Here is a 19,716-nt window from a genome sequence, read left to right as displayed (position 1 = left end):
GATTAACTAATATCTGCTTTAAATCATTGTGTTAAAAATCACTTATATGCAAATGAATAAAAAGTATTCATTAGAATATTGCGCTATAAACGAAGAGGGAAAGAGAGAAATACACCTACTCAGAGTGAGCAGGTGTATATACGAAACAGATTATTGAATATCACCACATGATAAACAATATGCATAGCGATTGAGTGGATCGTTCATATTGCGATAAAACTCTGTCTGTGTTTTAACTTCTTTTAAAACAGGTGCTGGCAAATAAGCTTGTAAAGGATCAGGAATAAGCGCTTTTGCGTTAGAGGATAAACTCATTATAATCTGTTCTGACAGACTTAATTCAGGTTTCATCCAATCAACAACCGGTTGGTCGATTTTTGCCATTTTAGCAACTGTATCAATTGCATCATCAAAATCACCGAACTCATCGACTAAACCGACATTTTTTGCATCTATTCCTACCCATACACGGCCTTGAGCAATCCGATCAATTTGAGCAGGTGTTTTCTTGCGTGATTCCGCCACTAAATTAAGAAATGTTTTATAACCACTTTCGATATTGAGCTGTAAAAGCTCTGCAAATTCTTCAGGTAGTTTATTAGTGACAGATAATCCGGCTAATGGTGAAGTTGTTACACCATCGGTATAAACACCAATCGACTCTAAGCTATTTTCAAATGTATTAATAACACCAAAGATACCGATAGAACCCGTTAATGTTGAAGGGCTAGCAATAATCTTATTTGCTGGTGTTGAGATCCAATATCCACCTGATGCAGCCATACCACCCATTGAGACAACTACATATTTTTTCTGTTGTTTAAAAGCGGCCACTTCACTGCGTATTTGCTCTGAGGCTGAAACGCTACCTCCAGGGCTATTTACGCGTAAAACAAGCGCTTTAATATTAGGATCCAGTCGTGCTTGACGAATTTGATTAGCAATAGTTAATCCCCCTGCAGAACCAGGGATACTTTCACCATCAATAATGGCACCTTGAACAACCACTACGGCAATATTACCTTCATCACTTGCTGGCAATGAGGAGGTTAACGTATCGGCATAATCATAAATGCTGATATTGTTAAATTGATTATTTTCTTTATCCCACTGGAAGGTTTCTGTCATATCGGTTTCAAACTGCGCGTAGGTGCTTACAGAATCCACTAATTTACGATTTAGGGCATAAGTTGCGTTATTGCCATCTGCATTGCGTAGCTGGACAATCATCTCTTTTGCACCAGGGAAAACATCTTCCTTTGTAATGCTACGATTTTCGGCCACTTGGGTTAAATAAGTAGACCATAATGCATTAACTAAACGTAATGATGCTTCACGAGACTCTGCTGACATATCATTGCGCATTAATGGCTCAACCGCAGATTTATATGTACCTACACGGAAAATATGGGTACTGATTTTTAAGTTTTCTAGCAGTGTTTTGTAATAGAGATTTTGGAAGCCAAAACCATAAACACCCACGGCGCCTTGAGGTGTGAGATATACTTTATCCGCATAAGAGGCGAGATAATATTGAGGTTGAGTATAATAACCACTTACTGCAAAAATAGGTTTGCCTGTTTTTTTAAATTCATTAAGCGCTTTGCCAATATAATTTAGTGACGGTTGATCAGCGCCGGCGAACTCATCAAGTTTGAGCACCATACCTTTAATTTTCGGATCTTGAGAGGCAAGGCGTAGCGTATCAACGACTTCAAATAATGAATTCTCTTGAAGTTGGCTACCAGAAACGCCTAAAAGCTCACGTCCAACTTCACCTAAAGGATTTTGTGTTGCGGTTTGATCAACAATCACGCCTTTAAGATCAACAAGAAGGGCACCCTCATAATCAACCGGTTTTTGTGCTTCTTTGGTAATTAAGAAAATACCAATGACCATAAAGAGAAGGAAAAAGAAAATAACGTTTAAGATTAATTTCCTGATAAAGTTAATGGCTTGCCAACTAAATTTTAATATCGCGCCAATTAACTCCATAATTTTATTCATATTATCTCCACATCATGTAAAGCTAAATTTTAATCCTAAACAGTCATGCTAGAATTATTGGTAAGCAGGCTACATCCACATAATCTCATACCATTAAAACAAAAAATGTTATTAACAATAGAGAGAATAGCAATAACAATGAAGGAGTATTCTAATATAGCTCTTATTGAATGTCTGTCACTGATTTTTAAGAAATCACTATTGATAACGTTTAGTTTAAGCTCTTATTAAGTCTATATTTATAGGATGTAAAAATAGCTAAACAATGTTACTTAATAAAACATTAATATTTGGCAGATAATCGTCAAGTTAAAAAAGAGATGTACGGTTAAAAAAGCTAATTAACCTCACCATACAAATATTAATCATTTTCTGAACAATAAATCACGATTAAATCGTGGCTCACCTTATTTTGAGAAAAATCCCCGCCTAAATCTATGGATGGTGGTAATATAACAGTTTGTTATACTGCGAATTGATAAGAACTGTCCATCCTCATAAGAATGGGATCTTGCTAAAATAAAATGCTGACAGGAGAATTAAATGGATGCATTAACACTGCTTTTGAACCGCCGTTCAGCTTCTCGACTGACTACGCCAGCCCCTGATAGTGAAGCCCTCAATACTATTTTACAAGCAGGTATGCGTGCACCTGATCATGGTGCGCTTAAGCCTTGGCACTTTATTGTGATGCAAAATGAAGGTATTGCACGTTTTAGCCAATTACTGCATAAAGCGGCTGTTGTTGGGAATTTAGGGCCAGAAGTTGAAGAAAAAGCAAAGAATGCACCTTTTCGAGCCCCACTGATCATCACTGTTATTGCGAAAGTGAAAGATCATCCTAAAGTACCTGAATGGGAGCAAATAGTTGCAGCCGGTTGTAGTGTACAAGCAATGCAAATGGCGGCTGTTGCACAAGGATTTGGGGGGATTTGGCGTTCAGGCTCTTGGACTCATGATGCTGTCGTAAGAGAAGGTCTTGGCTGTGGTGAACATGACCATATTGTGGGTTTTCTGTATTTAGGTACGCCAGCCTTGAAAGCGCCAAACACGGTTTCTCCTGCTGATTTAACTGATTTTGTGACTTATTTTTAAAAAGGATGGCATGTTATGTCTGAAGCAATTCGTTTAACACAATACAGTCATGGTGCAGGTTGTGGCTGTAAAATCTCGCCGAAAGTGTTAGAAACTATTTTGCACAGTGAGCAAGCTAAATTTCATGATCCTCATTTACTCGTGGGTAATGAAACCAAAGATGATGCTGCTGTTTATGATTTAGGAAATGGCACTGGGATTATTAGTACTACTGATTTCTTTATGCCTATCGTTGATAACCCTTATGATTTCGGGCGTATCGCAGCAACGAATGCGATTAGTGATATCTTTGCGATGGGCGGGAAACCCATTATGGCGATTGCTATTTTAGGTTGGCCTATCAATAAACTAGCACCTGAAATTGCGCGTGAAGTCATTGAAGGTGGACGAACTGCTTGCCAAGAAGCGGGCATTTCATTAGCAGGTGGACACTCAATTGATGCGCCAGAACCTATTTTTGGTCTTGCTGTAACAGGGGTTGTCCCTGTTAGTAAAGTAAAGAAAAACAGCGAAGCTAAAGCAGGATGTCAGCTATTTTTAACAAAACCTTTAGGTATAGGCGTGTTAACAACTGCTGAGAAAAAAGGTTTGTTAAAACCAGAACACCAAGGTTTAGCGACAGAAATTATGTGCCGTATGAACAAAGCCGGTGCTGATTTTTCTGATATCGAAGGTGTTACCGCAATGACCGACGTTACAGGGTTCGGTTTATTAGGCCATTTGAGCGAAATTTGTGATGGCTCCGACGTACAAGCGACGATTTATTTTTCACAAGTGCCAAGATTGCCAGAAGTCGAGTCATATATCGAACAAGGCTGTGTGCCAGGAGGGACCGGTCGTAATTTCGAAAGCTACGGACACTTGATTGGTGAATTGACTGAGATGCAACGCAAATTACTTTGCGATCCACAAACTTCAGGTGGTTTATTATTAGCGGTATTACCTGAGGCTGTGCAACAAGTGAAAGATGTCGCTGCTCGTTTTGATATTGAACTAACCTCTATCGGTCAGTTAACTGAGCCAGTGGCAGGAAAAGCGTTGATTGAAGTGATTAACTAACGTAATGAGATTATTTATTGCAGAAAAACCCAGCCTTGCTCGGGCTATTGCCGATGTATTGCCAAAACCGCATAAACGGGGGGATGGTTTTATTCTTTGTGGTGATAACCAGTATGTGACATGGTGTGTTGGTCACTTGCTTGAACAAGCTGAGCCGGATGCATACGACCCGCGGTACGCCCGCTGGTCGTTAGATGATTTGCCTATTATTCCTGAAAAATGGCAACTCAAGCCCCGAGCGGATGTAAAAAAGCAGTTGGAAACAATCAAAACGCTGCTTAAGCAGGCTAAAGAAGTGATCCACGCAGGTGACCCTGATCGTGAAGGGCAGTTATTAGTTGATGAAGTGCTTAACTATTTAAATATCAGCGAAGACCAAAGAAAACAGGCACGTCGTTGCTTAATTAATGACTTAAATCCAGCAGCAGTGACGCGTGCTATTGATAAGCTACGTTATAACCATGAATTTATTCCATTATGTGTATCTGCTTTAGCAAGAGCAAGAGCTGACTGGCTTTATGGTATAAATATGACTCGAGCGTATACACTCTTAGGTCAGCGTAATGGTTATCAAGGTGTGTTATCTGTTGGGCGAGTGCAAACACCTGTGCTTGGTTTAGTCGTTCGCCGTGATGAAGAAATTGAAAATTTTGTTCCCAAAGATTTTTTTGAAGTAAGAGCACATGTTATAACACCAGCTGATGAACGTTTTACCGCAATTTGGCAACCTAGTGAACATTGTGAGCCTTGGCAAGACGAAGAAGGGCGATTATTAAACCGTAAACTTGCAGAGCATGTTGTTAATAGAATTAAAAACAAGCCAGCCAATGTGACGGATTATCAAGATAAACAAGAATCTGAAGTCGCGCCATTACCGTTTTCGCTATCGGCATTACAAATTGAAGCGGCAAAACGCTTTGGTTTAAGCGCACAACAAGTCTTAGATACTTGCCAGCGATTATATGAAACACATAAATTAATCACATATCCTCGTTCAGATAGTCGTTATCTCCCGGATGAGCATTTTGCCGGTCGTCATGCTGTAATTAATGCTATTAGTGTGCATGATGGTAGCCTATTACCGCAAGAAACCTTAGATGTTGATAAAAAAAACCGTTGTTGGGATGACAAAAAAGTAGATGCACACCATGCTATTATTCCGACAGCAAAAACAGGTAATATTTCGTTAAATGAAAATGAAAAAAATATCTATTATCTCGTTGCTCGCCAATATTTAATGCAATTTATGCCTGATGCCGTTTATCGTAAATGCGTGATTGAACTTGATATTGAAAATGGCAAATTTATTGCTAAAGCACGATTTTTAGCTCAAGCAGGTTGGCGTGTATTATTAGGCGCCAAAGAACAAGATTCGGAAAATGATGGTTCTGCCTTGCCTATAGTAAAAAAAGGTGATGAGCTGTTGTGTGAAAAAGGTGAAATTGTTGAAAAGCAAACACAACCACCAAGACCTTTTACTGACGCAACATTGCTTTCAGCAATGACAGGCATTGCACGATTCGTCCAAGACAAAGAATTAAAAAAAATTCTAAGAGCGACAGATGGATTAGGTACTGAAGCGACAAGGGCAGGTATTATTGAATTACTGTTTAAACGCGGTTTCTTGCAAAAGAAAGGGCGTACTATTAATTCAACGCCAGCAGGTAGAGCATTGATCCATGTATTACCCGATATGGCAACTTTGCCAGATATGACAGCACATTGGGAATCGATACTCACACAAATTAGTGAGAAGCAGTTTAAATATCAAGATTTCATGATGCCATTAAATAATACATTGGTAGAGCTAATTACTCAGGCAAAACGTCGTCCGAATATTCAAGCTTTCAGAAATCTTCCTGCGCCAGCGCATAATAAAAAGCGCAAGACAGCAACTAAAGGAAGCAACAAAGCAAGCGTCACAAAAAATAAAGTGCAGAGTAAAGAAGTAACGACTGACAATTAAGTCATTAATAAAAAGCACTTCCTTTATTATTTAAGGAAGTGCTTTTTTGAATAATGATTAAATACGATTAGAGTTTAAATTCAGCCCATACTGGTGCGTGATCGGACGGTTTTTCCATTCCACGAATATCATAATCAATTCCTGTTGAAATACAATTATCTGCTAAACAACGGCTTGCTAAGAGTAAATCGATACGTAATCCACGATTGTCATCAAATCCTTTAGAACGATAATCAAACCACGAGAATTTATCCTCTGCTTCAGGATGTTGTTGGCGGAAAGTATCTGTTAATCCCCAGCCCATCAATGTTGCCAGCCATTCACGCTCTTCAGGTAGAAAAGAACATTTTCCTGTTTTTAACCAGCGTTTCATATTATTTTCGCCGATACCAATATCTTTGTCTGTTGGGCTAATATTCAAATCACCCATAATAAGGACTGGAGATGCAGGATTTAAGCGGGTGGTCAGATAATTTTGCAGGTCTGCATAAAACTTTTCTTTTGCCGGAAATTTTATTTCATGATCACGGCTTTCACCTTGAGGAAAGTATCCATTCATTACGGTGAGTAATCCTGCTGGTGTTTCAATATCAGCCATGATCATTCGGCGTTGTGCATCATCGTCGTCGTCAGGGAAGCCTTTACGTACAGCAATGGGTTTTGCTTTTGTTAATAAGGCAACGCCATAGTGCCCTTTTTGACCATGATAAAAAACATGGTAACCCAAAGCTCCCACCGTTTCTAATGGGAACATATCATCATGAACTTTTGTTTCTTGAAGTCCGATAACATCAGGTTGGTGTTTTTCTATGATAGCTTCAAGTTGGTGAGGGCGAGCACGTAATCCATTAATATTGAAAGAGACAAATTTCATGTGACTGTAACCATTTATATATTGAATAATAGGATGCTTTATACTATCAGGATCATAAAATAAATGTAAGTAATTCACTTAAGTCATCCCATCGCTTATCAATAGAAAAATAAAAACCAAATAAAATAAAGATGGGTTAAAGAAAATACGATAAATTAATAAAAACAGTTAATGGTATAACAAAAAATATTAATTAAATAAAGTGGAAACATAAACTAATCTTTGATAGAAGAATGTAATTATTATTATTCTTTATATGTGAAGGATAATGACATAATAAAAATAACATTATAGTTATAAATTGTATTCATTAAAAGGAGGTAAGAGAATATTTATATAAAGCTATTTTTATAAAAAATTAATTTTTAAATTAATTAATTTATATTTTATTTACATTAAATGAATTAATGAAATTATTTTGTTCAACACAGCAAAGGAATGGTGAATTATGTTTTTTTCTCGTAAATTAGAAGCCTTTATGGCCGTGGTTGAAAATGGTTCATTAAGTAAAGCGGCTCGCGTAATGAATCGAACGACACCTCCAGTTGCTAAGTCTATAAAAGACTTTGAGGCAGTATTGGGAAAGCGTTTGTTCAAACGCGAGAAGTTTGGTATGAGCTTAACGCAAGAAGGGCTCGAGCTTTATAATGATTTAAAATCACTGTATCTTCAGGAAAAAGAGATAACTAAAAAACATATCTCAGGTATTATTAATAATAGTATTCATGTTTATTATGATTGGGGAAAAAGCCAGTATTTAACACAGTTTTATCAGGCCGCTAATAAAAATTATTCCCATATAAATATAGTGCGATTCTCAAAAGAAAATTTTGATGAAATACCTGATTATGATGGAAATACATTAATATTAAGCTCCGAAAAAATTATTAGTGAAAAATTTAGTCTTATTCATAAAATAGACAATAAATATTTAGGTATTTGTTGTCAGAAAGCGCTTGCTGATAGCGTTAATAATAATCTTGATAGACTCTTAAGTAAAAATATTTGGTTATGTGATCCTGCATTATACAAAACAGCAAAAATAAAAAAATTAGAGAATGAAATAAGAGAGGAGGGAAAATCCGTTTGTGTTAGAATAATGGATGATCTTAATTGTTGTTTACGTTTTATTCAGACGCACCATTCTCTTTTATTCACAGATGAAAATCCATTGAAAGATGAGTATGACGGAGAACTCTGTTTTATTCCCTTAACTCAGCCTGCAATACTGTACAGCTGTTATATTTATAAATCTAAGTATCATTCAAGTGTATTGAATCGTTTTATTGATCTGATTGAGAAAATGGTATAGAGAAGATTTTAGAAGATGAAGCAAAGAAGAGATGGTGGTGGGAGAAGGATTCGAACCTTCGAAGTCTGTGACGGCAGATTTACAGTCTGCTCCCTTTGGCCGCTTGGGTATCCCACCAACATTAAATTGTTCTGCTGTCCGTGACAGCGGGCGCAATAATACCAAATACCGAAGATCTGTAAAGCGCTATTTTACTAAAAACAGACTGACTGCTGTAAAAATGTGCGCATTGTTCAGGTTTTATGCTCTATCATGTTGATTTTAAGTAAAAACGTGAAAATTAAGAGAAGATAAAATAAACCGCGATATGTTTTGTATCGCGGTTTATTTTTAGATAACCATGATATCTTCAATATTAATGGTTTGAAGACTTATAAAATAATTGTTCTGTTACCATACACGAAGACACGTTGTGAAAGCACCCAATATAAAGCATGGCTAAGGACATTTTTCTCAACATCACGACCTGCTCTCATCATATCTTCTGCTGAGAAGGTGTGGTCAACGTTAATCACGTTCTGTGTGATGATTGGGCCTTCATCTAAATTATCATTTACATAGTGAGCGGTAGCACCAATAATCTTCACACCACGCTCATAGGCTTGATGATAAGGGCGAGCACCAATAAAGGCAGGTAAGAATGAATGGTGGATATTAATAATTTGATTTGGAAAATTTTGTACAAATGCAGGTGTTAATACACGCATATATTTTGCAAGCACGACATAATCTGGTTTGTATTGATTGATTTGTGCAATTAATTTCTCATCGTGCTGGTCGCGGGTTAAACCTTCATGACTGACTAGATGGAAAGGAATATCAAATTGTTCGACTAGATGTTTTAAAGTGTCATGATTACCAATAACCGCGGCAATTTCTACATCCAGATCACCAAATGCGCTCTTCATTAATAAATCGCCAAGGCAATGTGCTTCTTTGGTCACCATAACCACAATGCGACGACGACCTGCGGTATTTAATTCACGCTGGGAACCTTGTGGTAATGCATCATCTAAATCAGCAAGAAAAGTCTCATCATTAAAGATGCCTTCAAGCTCAGTTCGCATAAAAAAGCGACCCGTGCGATGATCAACAAACTCACTATTTTGAACAATATTTAATTGATGTTTATAACAAATATTGGTGATTTTTGCGATTAGGCCTTTTGCATCAGGGCAAATAGTACGGAGTATTTTTTTTTGAGTATTTTGGTGTTGCATGTATGGATAAATCCTTTCATTTACTTCAATGTTTGCAGTTATCTGATGTTATTTTCACAACATTTTTTGTATTTACGTCCTGAGCCACAAAGGCAAGGATCGTTTCGTTCTACTTTGGGTTTTATGCCGTCAATATAAAACCAACAGTCGTCTATTTTTAAAAAACGTGAGCGTTCGTGTAGGTATTGTTTATCATCGGCATTTCTTTCAATAAAGCAAGCCGAGAATTCAACATAAGCTTCATTTTTTGTAAGATCTTCTTGAGTAGAAATAACATTCAGGCCAAGCCACTGCGTATTTGGAAAGCCGGCAACTAATTCATCGTGTAAAGAAGCTACTCGACAAGAGGGATGCCATGTCTTTATTAAGTACTCAGCCTTATGTTTAACAAAAGCACTGTAACGTGAACGCATTAAGGCCTCAGCTGTAGGGGCATTTTTTTGATCTTGGTGATAAGGTTCGCAGCAATCACGATAGAATAATTGACTATTACAGGGGCATAAACTTGACAAAATAATGTCCTAACTCTGGTTATCTGTATGACGGTTTCCCATTGATAGAAAAAAGTAACGATTGGGAATAATTAACGTCAATGTTGAACTAAACTAGTAATGTATCGCTAATTAATCGGCATGTGAAACGATAGTTGCTGGAGTAACCAATGAATAAAGCTTTAGTGGGTAAAAAAATCTTGATAATTGATGATGAGGTTGTTTTTCGCACTATGCTGACGGAATATTTCTCACATGAGAAAGCCTGTGTCTATACAACAGATAATGGTAGCCAAGCACTATCTTTATTAGATAAGGGATTATTACCTGATCTTATTTTATGTGATATTCGCATGCCAGTTATGAATGGCCCTACTTTTTTATGTCACCTTGAACAGCGTAAACTTGCTATTCCTGTTATTGCTATTTCATGTACAGATAATATGGCTGAAGTCGATGATATGTTGCGCTTAGGGGCACAAGAAATTTTTCTTAAGCCAATAACACATCTTGATAAATTAAAACAAAAAGTTATTGAAGTATTATGTCCTGGCTTTTTTGAATCGGTATTAATAGAAGGCATACATTTAGAACCTCTTTGGAATAGCTTACGAAAAGAGACACATTATATTCAGTCATTCATAAAACAGATGCAACCTCAGGTTAAGCAAATTGTGGCAGGATATTGTGTTAATTATCGTCAGTTAAATGATATTGCTAAAATGGGATTGTTATTTGATATTGCAGCCTTATCAGAAGATCAACTTATTTTTTATTGTGTTGATATATCACGAGACGATGAAAATGGGCTTTTAGTCGCTTTACTTTTAAGAGTGGTATTTAATGATGTATTAAAATCATCAGAAAAAAATCGCGCACTTCCAAGTATGTATAACATGCTGAATAAACTTAATAAAATGCTGAATGAAATAGGTGTGAAAGGGCAATTTCCTATCGCTTTAGGGTATTATCATACGCAGAAAAAAATATATTATTGGCATCAGCAGGATTACGAGCTGAAATAAAAACAGAAAGTAAAAAATTCGAATTGAATAGCGGTGTTCCCTTAGGTACTTTGCAACTTTTATATATTAATCAAATAAAATGTGAAGGAACAAATTGGCAATGTAAAATTTGGGATAACACAAATCAGATTAAATTAATGTTTTCCCCTATCTATAAAAGTTAAATTTAGATTAAATAAATACAGAATATCGTGCATATATTAAACATAAATGAAGAACTATCTCAATTAAGCGGTAGGGCTCTGTTTATCATTAGATATTAGCTGGTATACTCTGGCGATTATTTTTAATGTACCCATTCATATATGAAAATAGAACGGTACGAATTGCAGGAGAAGTATCATGTCATCAGCAGTGCGTAAAGTAAGAAAAGCGGTGATCCCTGTTGCTGGTTTAGGGACAAGAATGTTACCTGCAACTAAGGCAATTCCAAAAGAGATGTTGCCTGTGGTTGATAAACCACTTATTCAATATGTGGTTAATGAATGTATTGCTGCAGGTATTAATGAAATTGTTCTTGTCACACATTCTTCTAAAAACTCTATTGAAAACCACTTTGATACCAGTTTTGAATTAGAAGCTATTTTAGAAAAACGGGTTAAACGTCAGCTACTAGAAGAAGTACAAAGCATTTGTCCAAGCCATGTTACTATCATGCAAACTCGTCAAGGGATAGCAAAAGGATTAGGCCACGCTATTTTATGTGCCAAACCTTTAATTGGTGATGAGCCTTTTGCAGTTATCCTGCCCGATGTCATTTTAGATAGATACAGCGCAGATTTAACCAAGGTTAACCTTAAAGAGATGCTTTCTCACTTTGAGCATTCCGGTGCCAGTCAAATTTTAGTTGAGCCAGTGCCTGAAGATGAAGTGTCTAATTATGGTATTGTGGATTGCATGGGAGAACATTTATGCCCAGGTGATAGCAAACCAATTACGCGTGTTGTCGAAAAACCGAAAAAAGAAGATGCGCCTTCGAATTTATCTATTGTGGGGCGTTATGTGTTATCTGAAAGTATTTGGCCATTATTAGCAAAAACTGCGCCAGGTGCTGGCGATGAAATTCAGTTAACAGATGCAATTGCGATGCTGATTGAAAAAGAAGCCGTTGAGGCTTATCACCTACAAGGGAAAAGCCACGATTGTGGTAATAAATTAGGGTATATGAAAGCATTCGTAGAATACGGAATACAGCACGAAGAGTTTGGTGAAGATTTCGCACAATGGTTAAAATCATTAAATGAGGCTAAGTAATCATCATTTTGTAAGGTGTTTTTTATCGTCTGGTTATTGTGAAAGTATTGTGTGCCATCGATAGATGATCTTGTGAGAAGTGCTAGATAAAGTGATAGTAAGAGATTAAGGTATGGCTCAATGCATTAAGTATTGAGCCATACTGATTTTTGTAAAGTATGATGATGTTAAGCGTTATGATGTTTAATCAAGGTGATATTAAGCATGATAACGTTGACGTGAATAATAATTAATTGGGTTATTTGAGTGATAATATGAAAATATTAGTAACAGGTGCTGCGGGGTTTATTGGCTCTCATTTAAGTCAGCGTTTAATTGAAATGGGTTATCATGTTGTTGGAATAGATAATCTTAATGATTATTATGATGTACGCTTAAAAGAAGCTCGATTAGCTAAATTACAACAGTTAGAAAAATTTGAATTTGAGAAAGTTGATATCGTTGATTCAACAAAAGTGGCTCAATTATTTGCTACTCATCAGTTTGATCGTGTTATTCACCTAGCTGCTCAGCCTGGCGTTCGTTATTCGATTGAAAATCCAATGGCCTATATTGATGCAAATATTGTTGGTCATATTAATATATTAGAAGGGTGTCGCCATAATAAAGTCGGACATCTTATCTATTCTTCTTCAAGCTCTGTATATGGTTTGAATCAAAAGCAACCGTTCTCAACGGAAGATAGTGTTGATCATCCTGTCTCATTATATGCAGCGACCAAAAAAGCCAATGAGCTAATGTCTCATAGTTATTCACATTTATACCAATTACCCACAACTGGATTACGTTTCTTTACCGTATATGGACCTTGGGGACGTCCAGATATGGCATTATTTAAATTCACAAAGGCAATGCTTGCTGGTGAACATATTGATGTTTATAACGGTGGAAATATGACACGTGATTTCACTTATGTAAGTGATATCGTAGAGTCCGTCGTTCGTTTAATTGATATTGTTCCTAAAGCGGATGAAAACTGGACGGTGGAAAAAGGCGAAACATCGTCCAGTTCAGCACCTTATAAAATTTATAATGTAGGTAATGGGCAACCAACAAAACTAATGGATTTTATTAAGGCAATTGAAAAGTCATTAAATATTAAAGCAAAATTGAATTTAATGCCGATGCAAGATGGTGATGTACTTTCTACCTGTGCCGATTGCCAAGACTTATCACAGGCTACCGGTTTCTCACCCAATACAAATGTAGAATACGGTGTGAAACAGTTTGTTGATTGGTATTTAAGCTATTATAAAAATTAATGTTGTTGGTTTAATTGAACCCAATAAAAAAAGGAGTTATAAAAAGCTCCTTTTCTCATTATAAATGAAAGTCAATAACGTAGTTATCTCACCCTCTATTTTTTGTTCCTGCTTTATATAAAAACAACATCAGCACATATTAAAATTAAACGCTTGTTTAATATAAGCGGTCAAACACGAAAATACCCTTTTAAATATTTAAAAGGGTATTTCAAATAGAGTATTGACTTAAATTAGATAAGGAAATCGTCTAATGATTTGCCTTCTTCGTCAATTGCACGTTTGATTACAGCTGGTGTACGACCTTGGCCTGTCCAAGTTTTAGTTTCACCATTTTCATCAACATAAGAATATTTAGCTGGGCGAGCGGCACGTTTAGCGCGTCCAGTTTTATTAACAGCACTTGCTTCAAGTAAATCTGTTGGATCAATACCGGCTTCTTCTAACATTTCACGGTATTTTTGTAATTTCTGAATACGCTCTTCTTCAGCTGCTTTTTCTAATGAGAATTCTTCACGACGCTCATTAACGACAACTTCGAGTTTTTCCAGCATTTCTTCTAAAGTTTCTAAAGAAGTTTCTCTTGCTTGTGCGCGGAGAGTACGGATGTTATTTAATATTTTTAAAGATTCGCTCATTTTCCTGGTCTCAAATAAATGTTGTTGGCTGATGTAATACTAATAATAGATTGCTATTTAAATTTCTGCAATACCTAAATACAAACCTTACGTAAAATTTCTTTTTTTTTAAACTATTATCTCGACGAAAAAAATAATAAATGTTGAGGTATCTTTAGTCAATAAAGGAAATATGAGTAAGTAGATGCATCTTTTAACTGATGATAGCGCTAATGTAAAAGAATAGAAAGCTTTGTTCATTTTTTTATAATAACGGACTTTTTTCTAAAAATGAGTTGGGGTTAACTTTCATACTTTAATAAATGTATATCAAGACGTGTTTTAATATGTTAAGTACTTATTAAAGCTATTTATTTTTTAAGCAAAAATTAGCATTAACAATGACTCTCATCTTTGAATGGTATATCTAGAATAAAAATAAAGGCAATAAATACTTGTTATTGATAACTTGTAGATTGTTTATGTTAGACTGTCGCCCGTGAAAATAAACGCTATTTAAGGAGAGAGCTGATGGCTCAGCTTTACTTTTATTATTCAGCTATGAATGCTGGAAAATCAACATCTTTATTGCAATCCTCTTATAACTATAATGAGCGAGGAATGCGTACATTGATTTTCACGGCAGCGATTGATACACGTTTTGCAAAGGGGAAAGTGAGCTCAAGAATCGGTTTAAGTGCAGATGCATTGCTTTTCAGTGATGATATGAATATTCGCGATGTTATCGTTGCTGAGCATAACAAACAAACTATTCATTGTGTATTGATTGATGAATGCCAATTTTTAAGTAAGGCTCATGTAGAACAACTTTGTGAAATAACAGACAGCTATGATATTCCAGTTCTTACTTATGGCTTAAGAACCGATTTTAGAGGCGAATTATTTACAGGTAGTGCTTATTTATTAGCTTGGGCAGATAAGCTCGTGGAGCTTAAAACGGTGTGTTACTGCGGTAGAAAAGCAAATAAAGTATTACGCTTAGATGATAAAGGAAATGTGTTGAGTGATGGTGCTCAAGTTGAAATTGGCGGAAATGAAAAATATGTTTCAGTTTGTCGTAAGCATTATACTCAAGCAACGCTAAAAGGAAGTATCGAGCAAAAGTAACCTTTCTCTTCACCCTCTTTTGCGTATTTATAATGATAAAAGAGGGATTAAAATAAGTATTCAAATAAAACTTTATATTACGAAATACTAAAAAATGTTTATCTGTTTTTTAAATTTAGCCAAATTATTGGCTTTTTTTATATCAAACGAGGGGCAGCTTGATTTCCTTATGTAAAGAAATATCCTTTTTTTAAGAGGAGATTTATTTATTTCATAGATTTCATTATCATTAATCAAAAAAAACATAATCAAATATACGTAGGTTGCCTATTTTGTGATGCTGATATTGTTTTTGACAAATGATAAGACGTAAAAACATTTGATACTCTAGTGTTATTCATAGTTTAATAAAATTGAATAAAGATAGTTATAGTAGGAGGTGAATCTATTTCTTTTATCTATGGTTAACAGAGTGAAACATTTATACTGTGTCTTATTGATACTGCTTATTGGTTTGGTTGAATCATTATCTAATAAATAAGCTGCCTTTCTCTCTGGATTTTAATACCAGAAAGGATCTGCATTTTTTATACTCCATAAGGAGTATGTTTCCTAGTGTAATGTACAAATAGCGACCTTTTATCAGGTTATTACTTTAATCAAAACACATACAATATTTTGATAATATTTTATTGAAATTATGTACATTATAAAATGAATATTATTAATGTCGTTGATGTGGGAATATTTTATATCAATATTTTTTTATCGTTATTTAAAAGCTAAACGGATCAAAATGATTCACCTTTCTCCTTTTCTAAAGAGAATAAAACTTACTATGAACGAAAAAACGATAATCTTGGTTTTAAAAACCGTTGTTTATATTTACCTGATTAAGACAAATTAGTTTGAAATGAAATAATTATGCTAACTAATGAAGAGGGTGAGGAGTTAGACGGGCGCTGTAATCCACATAGAGCGTTTTTTTTGAAGGTAAGTAATGTAAATGGGTGAATGAAAGAGAAAAGGGCTTAGCGTCTCAATGAAGGCCATATAGGGTTAAATAAAGTAAGCTCCATTCTTTATTAAAAGATAATACCCACTTTTTAGGCGTAAATACGTATATTTCGTGATTAAAAAACCACCAGTGCATATCTGATTACAAAAGCTAAGATGATAGAAAAGTGAGCAGATATAAAGAGAAAATAATAGCAATAAAAAAACCCAGCATTTAGGCTGGGTTTCTATTAACAATAAATAATCGATAATTTGAGGATCAAACTAACACAGTGTATCTCGATTATTTTTTACTGCTTTTTTTAGCAGGTTTTGATGCTTCTTTTACTTCCACAACAGGATGTTCATTAAATTCACGACCGTAATAAGAATCTAATAACAGTTGTTTCAGTTCAGAAATCAGTGGATAGCGTGGGTTAGCACCAGTACATTGATCATCAAATGCATCTTCAGATAACTTATCAACTCTTGCTAAGAAATCACTCTCTTGGACACCGGCTTCACGAATAGAAGCCGGTATGCCTAATGAAGATTTCATTTCTTCTAACCATGCTAATAGTTTTTCAATCTTAGCCGCAGTACGATCGCCAGGTGCTGAAAGTTCTAAGTGGTCAGCAATTTCTGCATAGCGACGGCGTGCTTGAGGACGGTCATATTGGCTAAATGCAGTCTGTTTTGTTGGGTTGTCATTTGCGTTATAACGAATCACGTTTGAGATTAATAACGCATTAGCTAAACCATGAGGAATATGGAACTCAGAGCCTAATTTATGCGCCATTGAGTGACAAACACCTAAGAATGCGTTAGCAAAAGCAATACCAGCAATAGTTGCAGCATTATGCACTCGTTCACGAGCTACTGGGTTTTTAGCCCCTTCATGATAACTTGCTGGCAGATATTCTTTCAGTAATTTCAATGCTTGTAGTGCTTGTCCGTCAGAATACTCGTTCGCTAATACAGAAACATAAGCTTCTAATGCGTGAGTCACGGCATCTAAACCACCAAATGCACACAATGATTTCGGCATATTCATAACAAGGTTTGCGTCAACAATGGCCATATCTGGTGTTAATGCATAGTCTGCTAATGGGTATTTTTGGCCAGTTTCATCATCCGTTACTACTGCAAAAGGTGTGACTTCAGAGCCTGTACCCGATGTTGTGGTAATAGCGACCATTTGTGCTTTGACACCCATTTTCGGGAATTTATAGATACGTTTACGGATATCCATAAAGCGTAATGCTAATTCTTCAAAGTGTGTTTCTGGATGCTCATACATAACCCACATGATTTTAGCCGCATCCATTGGTGAACCACCACCTAATGCGATGATCACGTCAGGTTTAAAGCTGTTCATCTGCTCTGCGCCTTTACGCACAACGCTTAATGTTGGATCTGCTTCAACTTCAAAGAAGACTTCTGTTTCAACACCAAATTTTTTCAGTACACGAGTAACTTCATCAACATAACCGTTATTGAATAAGAAACCGTCAGTGACGATAAAAGCACGTTTCTTACCGTCAGTCGCGATCTCTTCCAGTGCGATAGGTAAACAACCACGGCGGAAGTAAATAGATTTAGGAAGTTTATGCCACAACATATTTTCTGCTCTTTTCGCCACGGTTTTAGTGTTGATAAGGTGTTTTGGTCCTACGTTTTCAGAAATGGAGTTACCACCCCATGAACCACAACCTAATGTTAGAGAAGGAGCAAGTTTAAAGTTGTATAAGTCACCAATACCACCTTGAGATGCTGGAGTATTGATTAAAATACGAGATGTTTTCATCTTGTCGCCGAAGTAGGCAACATGTTCAGGGCAGTTATCTTGGTCTGTGTATAAGCAAGAAGTATGACCGATACCACCCATCTCAACTAATTTTTCAGCTTTTAGTACTGCATCTTCAAATGATTGAGCATGATACATTGCTAATAGTGGAGATAATTTCTCGTGAGCAAACGGCTCTGCTTCTGTTGTTTCTTTTACTTCACCAATTAAAATTTTGGTGTTTACTGGTACTTCAATGCCGGCCATTTCAGCAATTTTTGTTGCAGGTTGACCCACAATAGCTGCGTTTAAGTTACCGTCTTTTAAGATGATATCTTGAACTGCTTTTAATTCTTTACCTGTCAGCATATAACCGCCGTGAGTAGAGAAACGCTCACGAACTTGTTTATAAATGCTGTCAACAACGATAACAGATTGCTCTGATGCACAAATTACGCCGTTATCGAAAGTTTTAGACATTAAGATTGAAGCTACGGCACGTTTGATATCCGCAGAGTCATCAATAACAACTGGCGTATTACCTGCACCAACACCGATAGCTGGTTTACCAGAACTATACGCTGCTTTAACCATGCCTGGACCACCTGTCGCTAAGATCAGGTTAATATCATCATGGTGCATTAATGCGTTAGATAGAGCGACTGAAGGCTCATCAATCCAACCGATAATATCTTTTGGTGCGCCTGCTGCGATAGCCGCATTTAAAACGATTTCTGCAGCGCGATTTGTCGCTTCTTTAGCGCGTGGATGTGGCGAGAAAATAATACCGTTACGTGTTTTTAAGCTAATTAATGCTTTAAAAATTGCAGTAGAAGTCGGGTTAGTTGTTGGTACGATACCACAGATGATCCCAATAGGTTCAGCGATGGTCATTGTGCCGTAAGTCAGATCTTCTGATAAGATCCCGCAGGTTTTTTCGTCTTTATACGCATTATAGATATACTCAGAAGCAAAGTGGTTTTTAATCACTTTATCTTCGACGATACCCATACCAGACTCTTTCACAGCTAATTTTGCTAGAGGGATACGGGCGTCAGCGGCCGCTAATGCAGCAGCGCGGAAAATTGCATCAACTTGTTCTTGAGAGAAGTTAGCAAATTCACGTTGAGCTTTTTTTACACGAGCAACCAAATCATTGAGTTCAGTAACGTTAGTTACAGACATAAAGAGACTCCTGATAAAATGTTAAATTTTTTAAGCAAATTAGCCGTTTTGATCATCATTAATAAGAATAGTCTAGATAGATGACAATGTACTTATTTCAGTAATAATAATTAGAAGCCTTAATTTGCTTAAAAAACTTAAAAAAAACAATAATAAACGTAAATATATTTTCGAAGACACTCTCTTTTTCGAATGATAACAGCTTACCATCTTTCTAATTAATTAACGTGATTTAAATCACAAAATTGACAAGCTGACACCTTTCAGCAAGCCACTTAATGAGAATGATAATCATATGCAAAAAATCATCAACGATTTTTTTGTTGTATTCAATATTTCGATATAAAATTAAACCACTAGGTTTTTCTCAGTTTACAAGAGAATATTTTAGGTAAAAACTTGTTAACTAATAGAATTAACTGGTTTATTGATTTAAAGTAACGCGGATTTTTTAGGGTTACTCTATCTTTTATAGAATAATTCGCATGTTTATTAGCCA

General features: G+C 36.0%; 14 protein-coding genes and 1 tRNA gene. 8 read left to right on the top strand and 7 right to left on the bottom strand.

The features are described from left to right. Positions 1–150 precede the first annotated feature (150 nt). A complete protein-coding gene (gene sppA, locus GWI97_RS13090) occupies positions 151–2,007 on the bottom strand; it encodes a signal peptide peptidase SppA (protein ID WP_036936357.1) in 1,857 nt (618 codons plus the stop codon). 543 nt (positions 2,008–2,550) lie between these two features. On the opposite strand from sppA, the gene GWI97_RS13085 reads away from it, so the two are divergent. From GWI97_RS13085 to GWI97_RS13075, 3 genes are read left to right on the top strand one after another with little or no spacing between them, the layout of a single operon-like run. Beyond that, positions 2,551–3,102: an NAD(P)H nitroreductase gene (locus GWI97_RS13085; RefSeq protein ID WP_087802279.1), complete on the top strand. Its 552-nt coding sequence runs from the start codon at positions 2,551–2,553 to the stop codon at positions 3,100–3,102. Between the two features lie 15 nt (positions 3,103–3,117). Beyond that, entirely contained in the window at positions 3,118–4,161 is a 1,044-nt protein-coding gene (gene selD / locus GWI97_RS13080; protein ID WP_036936362.1) for a selenide, water dikinase SelD, read from the top strand. Positions 4,162–4,165: 4 nt separating this feature from the next. After that, a complete protein-coding gene (locus GWI97_RS13075) occupies positions 4,166–6,127 on the top strand; it encodes a DNA topoisomerase III (protein ID WP_036936365.1) in 1,962 nt (653 codons plus the stop codon). Positions 6,128–6,194: 67 nt separating this feature from the next. Here GWI97_RS13075 and xthA read toward each other — a convergent pair whose 3' ends face one another. Beyond that, positions 6,195–7,001, bottom strand: a complete 807-nt coding sequence (gene xthA / locus GWI97_RS13070; RefSeq protein ID WP_036936368.1) for an exodeoxyribonuclease III — start codon at positions 6,999–7,001, stop codon at positions 6,195–6,197. Between the two features lie 448 nt (positions 7,002–7,449). Between xthA and GWI97_RS13065 the strand changes: the two genes are divergently transcribed. Further along, positions 7,450–8,313, top strand: a complete 864-nt coding sequence (locus GWI97_RS13065; protein ID WP_036936371.1) for a helix-turn-helix domain-containing protein — start codon at positions 7,450–7,452, stop codon at positions 8,311–8,313. A 32-nt stretch (positions 8,314–8,345) separates the two neighbouring features. Here GWI97_RS13065 and GWI97_RS13060 read toward each other — a convergent pair. The 3 genes from GWI97_RS13060 to GWI97_RS13050 form a co-directional block, all read right to left on the bottom strand. Then, positions 8,346–8,430, bottom strand: a tRNA-Tyr gene (locus GWI97_RS13060). A 254-nt stretch (positions 8,431–8,684) separates the two neighbouring features. Then, a complete protein-coding gene (gene purU / locus GWI97_RS13055; RefSeq protein WP_036936372.1) occupies positions 8,685–9,533 on the bottom strand; it encodes a formyltetrahydrofolate deformylase in 849 nt (282 codons plus the stop codon). A gap of 38 nt (positions 9,534–9,571) precedes the next feature. Next, complete coding sequence (locus tag GWI97_RS13050; RefSeq protein ID WP_161752016.1) at positions 9,572–10,045, bottom strand: YchJ family protein; 474 nt, start codon at positions 10,043–10,045, stop codon at positions 9,572–9,574. Between the two features lie 149 nt (positions 10,046–10,194). On the opposite strand from GWI97_RS13050, the gene rssB reads away from it, so the two are divergent. From rssB to GWI97_RS13035, 3 genes are all read left to right on the top strand, one after another. Beyond that, on the top strand, positions 10,195–11,049 hold the full coding sequence (gene rssB / locus GWI97_RS13045; RefSeq protein WP_237585391.1) for a two-component system response regulator RssB: 855 nt from the start codon (positions 10,195–10,197) through the stop codon (positions 11,047–11,049). A gap of 342 nt (positions 11,050–11,391) precedes the next feature. Next, the gene (gene galU, locus GWI97_RS13040; RefSeq protein WP_036936381.1) at positions 11,392–12,303 is read left to right on the top strand and encodes a UTP--glucose-1-phosphate uridylyltransferase GalU; all 912 of its coding nucleotides are present in this window, start codon (positions 11,392–11,394) and stop codon (positions 12,301–12,303) included. 254 nt (positions 12,304–12,557) lie between these two features. Continuing rightward, positions 12,558–13,565 (top strand): NAD-dependent epimerase, encoded by a 1,008-nt coding sequence (locus tag GWI97_RS13035; protein WP_036936384.1) that lies wholly within the window; start codon positions 12,558–12,560, stop codon positions 13,563–13,565. A 233-nt stretch (positions 13,566–13,798) separates the two neighbouring features. Here GWI97_RS13035 and hns read toward each other — a convergent pair whose 3' ends face one another. Continuing rightward, entirely contained in the window at positions 13,799–14,203 is a 405-nt protein-coding gene (gene hns / locus GWI97_RS13030; protein WP_036936387.1) for a histone-like nucleoid-structuring protein H-NS, read from the bottom strand. A gap of 510 nt (positions 14,204–14,713) precedes the next feature. On the opposite strand from hns, the gene GWI97_RS13025 reads away from it, so the two are divergent. Beyond that, positions 14,714–15,310, top strand: coding sequence for a thymidine kinase (locus GWI97_RS13025; RefSeq protein ID WP_036936390.1), 597 nt, complete (start codon positions 14,714–14,716; stop codon positions 15,308–15,310). A gap of 1,240 nt (positions 15,311–16,550) precedes the next feature. Here the strand turns inward: GWI97_RS13025 and adhE are convergent. Further along, positions 16,551–19,217, bottom strand: coding sequence for a bifunctional acetaldehyde-CoA/alcohol dehydrogenase (adhE, locus tag GWI97_RS13020; protein ID WP_036936393.1), 2,667 nt, complete (start codon positions 19,215–19,217; stop codon positions 16,551–16,553). Positions 19,218–19,716: the final 499 nt, after the last annotated feature.

Origin of the sequence: Proteus sp. G2300 (genome assembly GCF_009915965.1) — a bacterium.
GTDB classification, from domain to species: Bacteria; Pseudomonadota; Gammaproteobacteria; order Enterobacterales; family Enterobacteriaceae; genus Proteus; species Proteus vulgaris.
The sequence above is the reverse complement of the archived record's forward strand: the minus strand, read 5'-3'. Positions and strand labels throughout refer to the sequence as shown.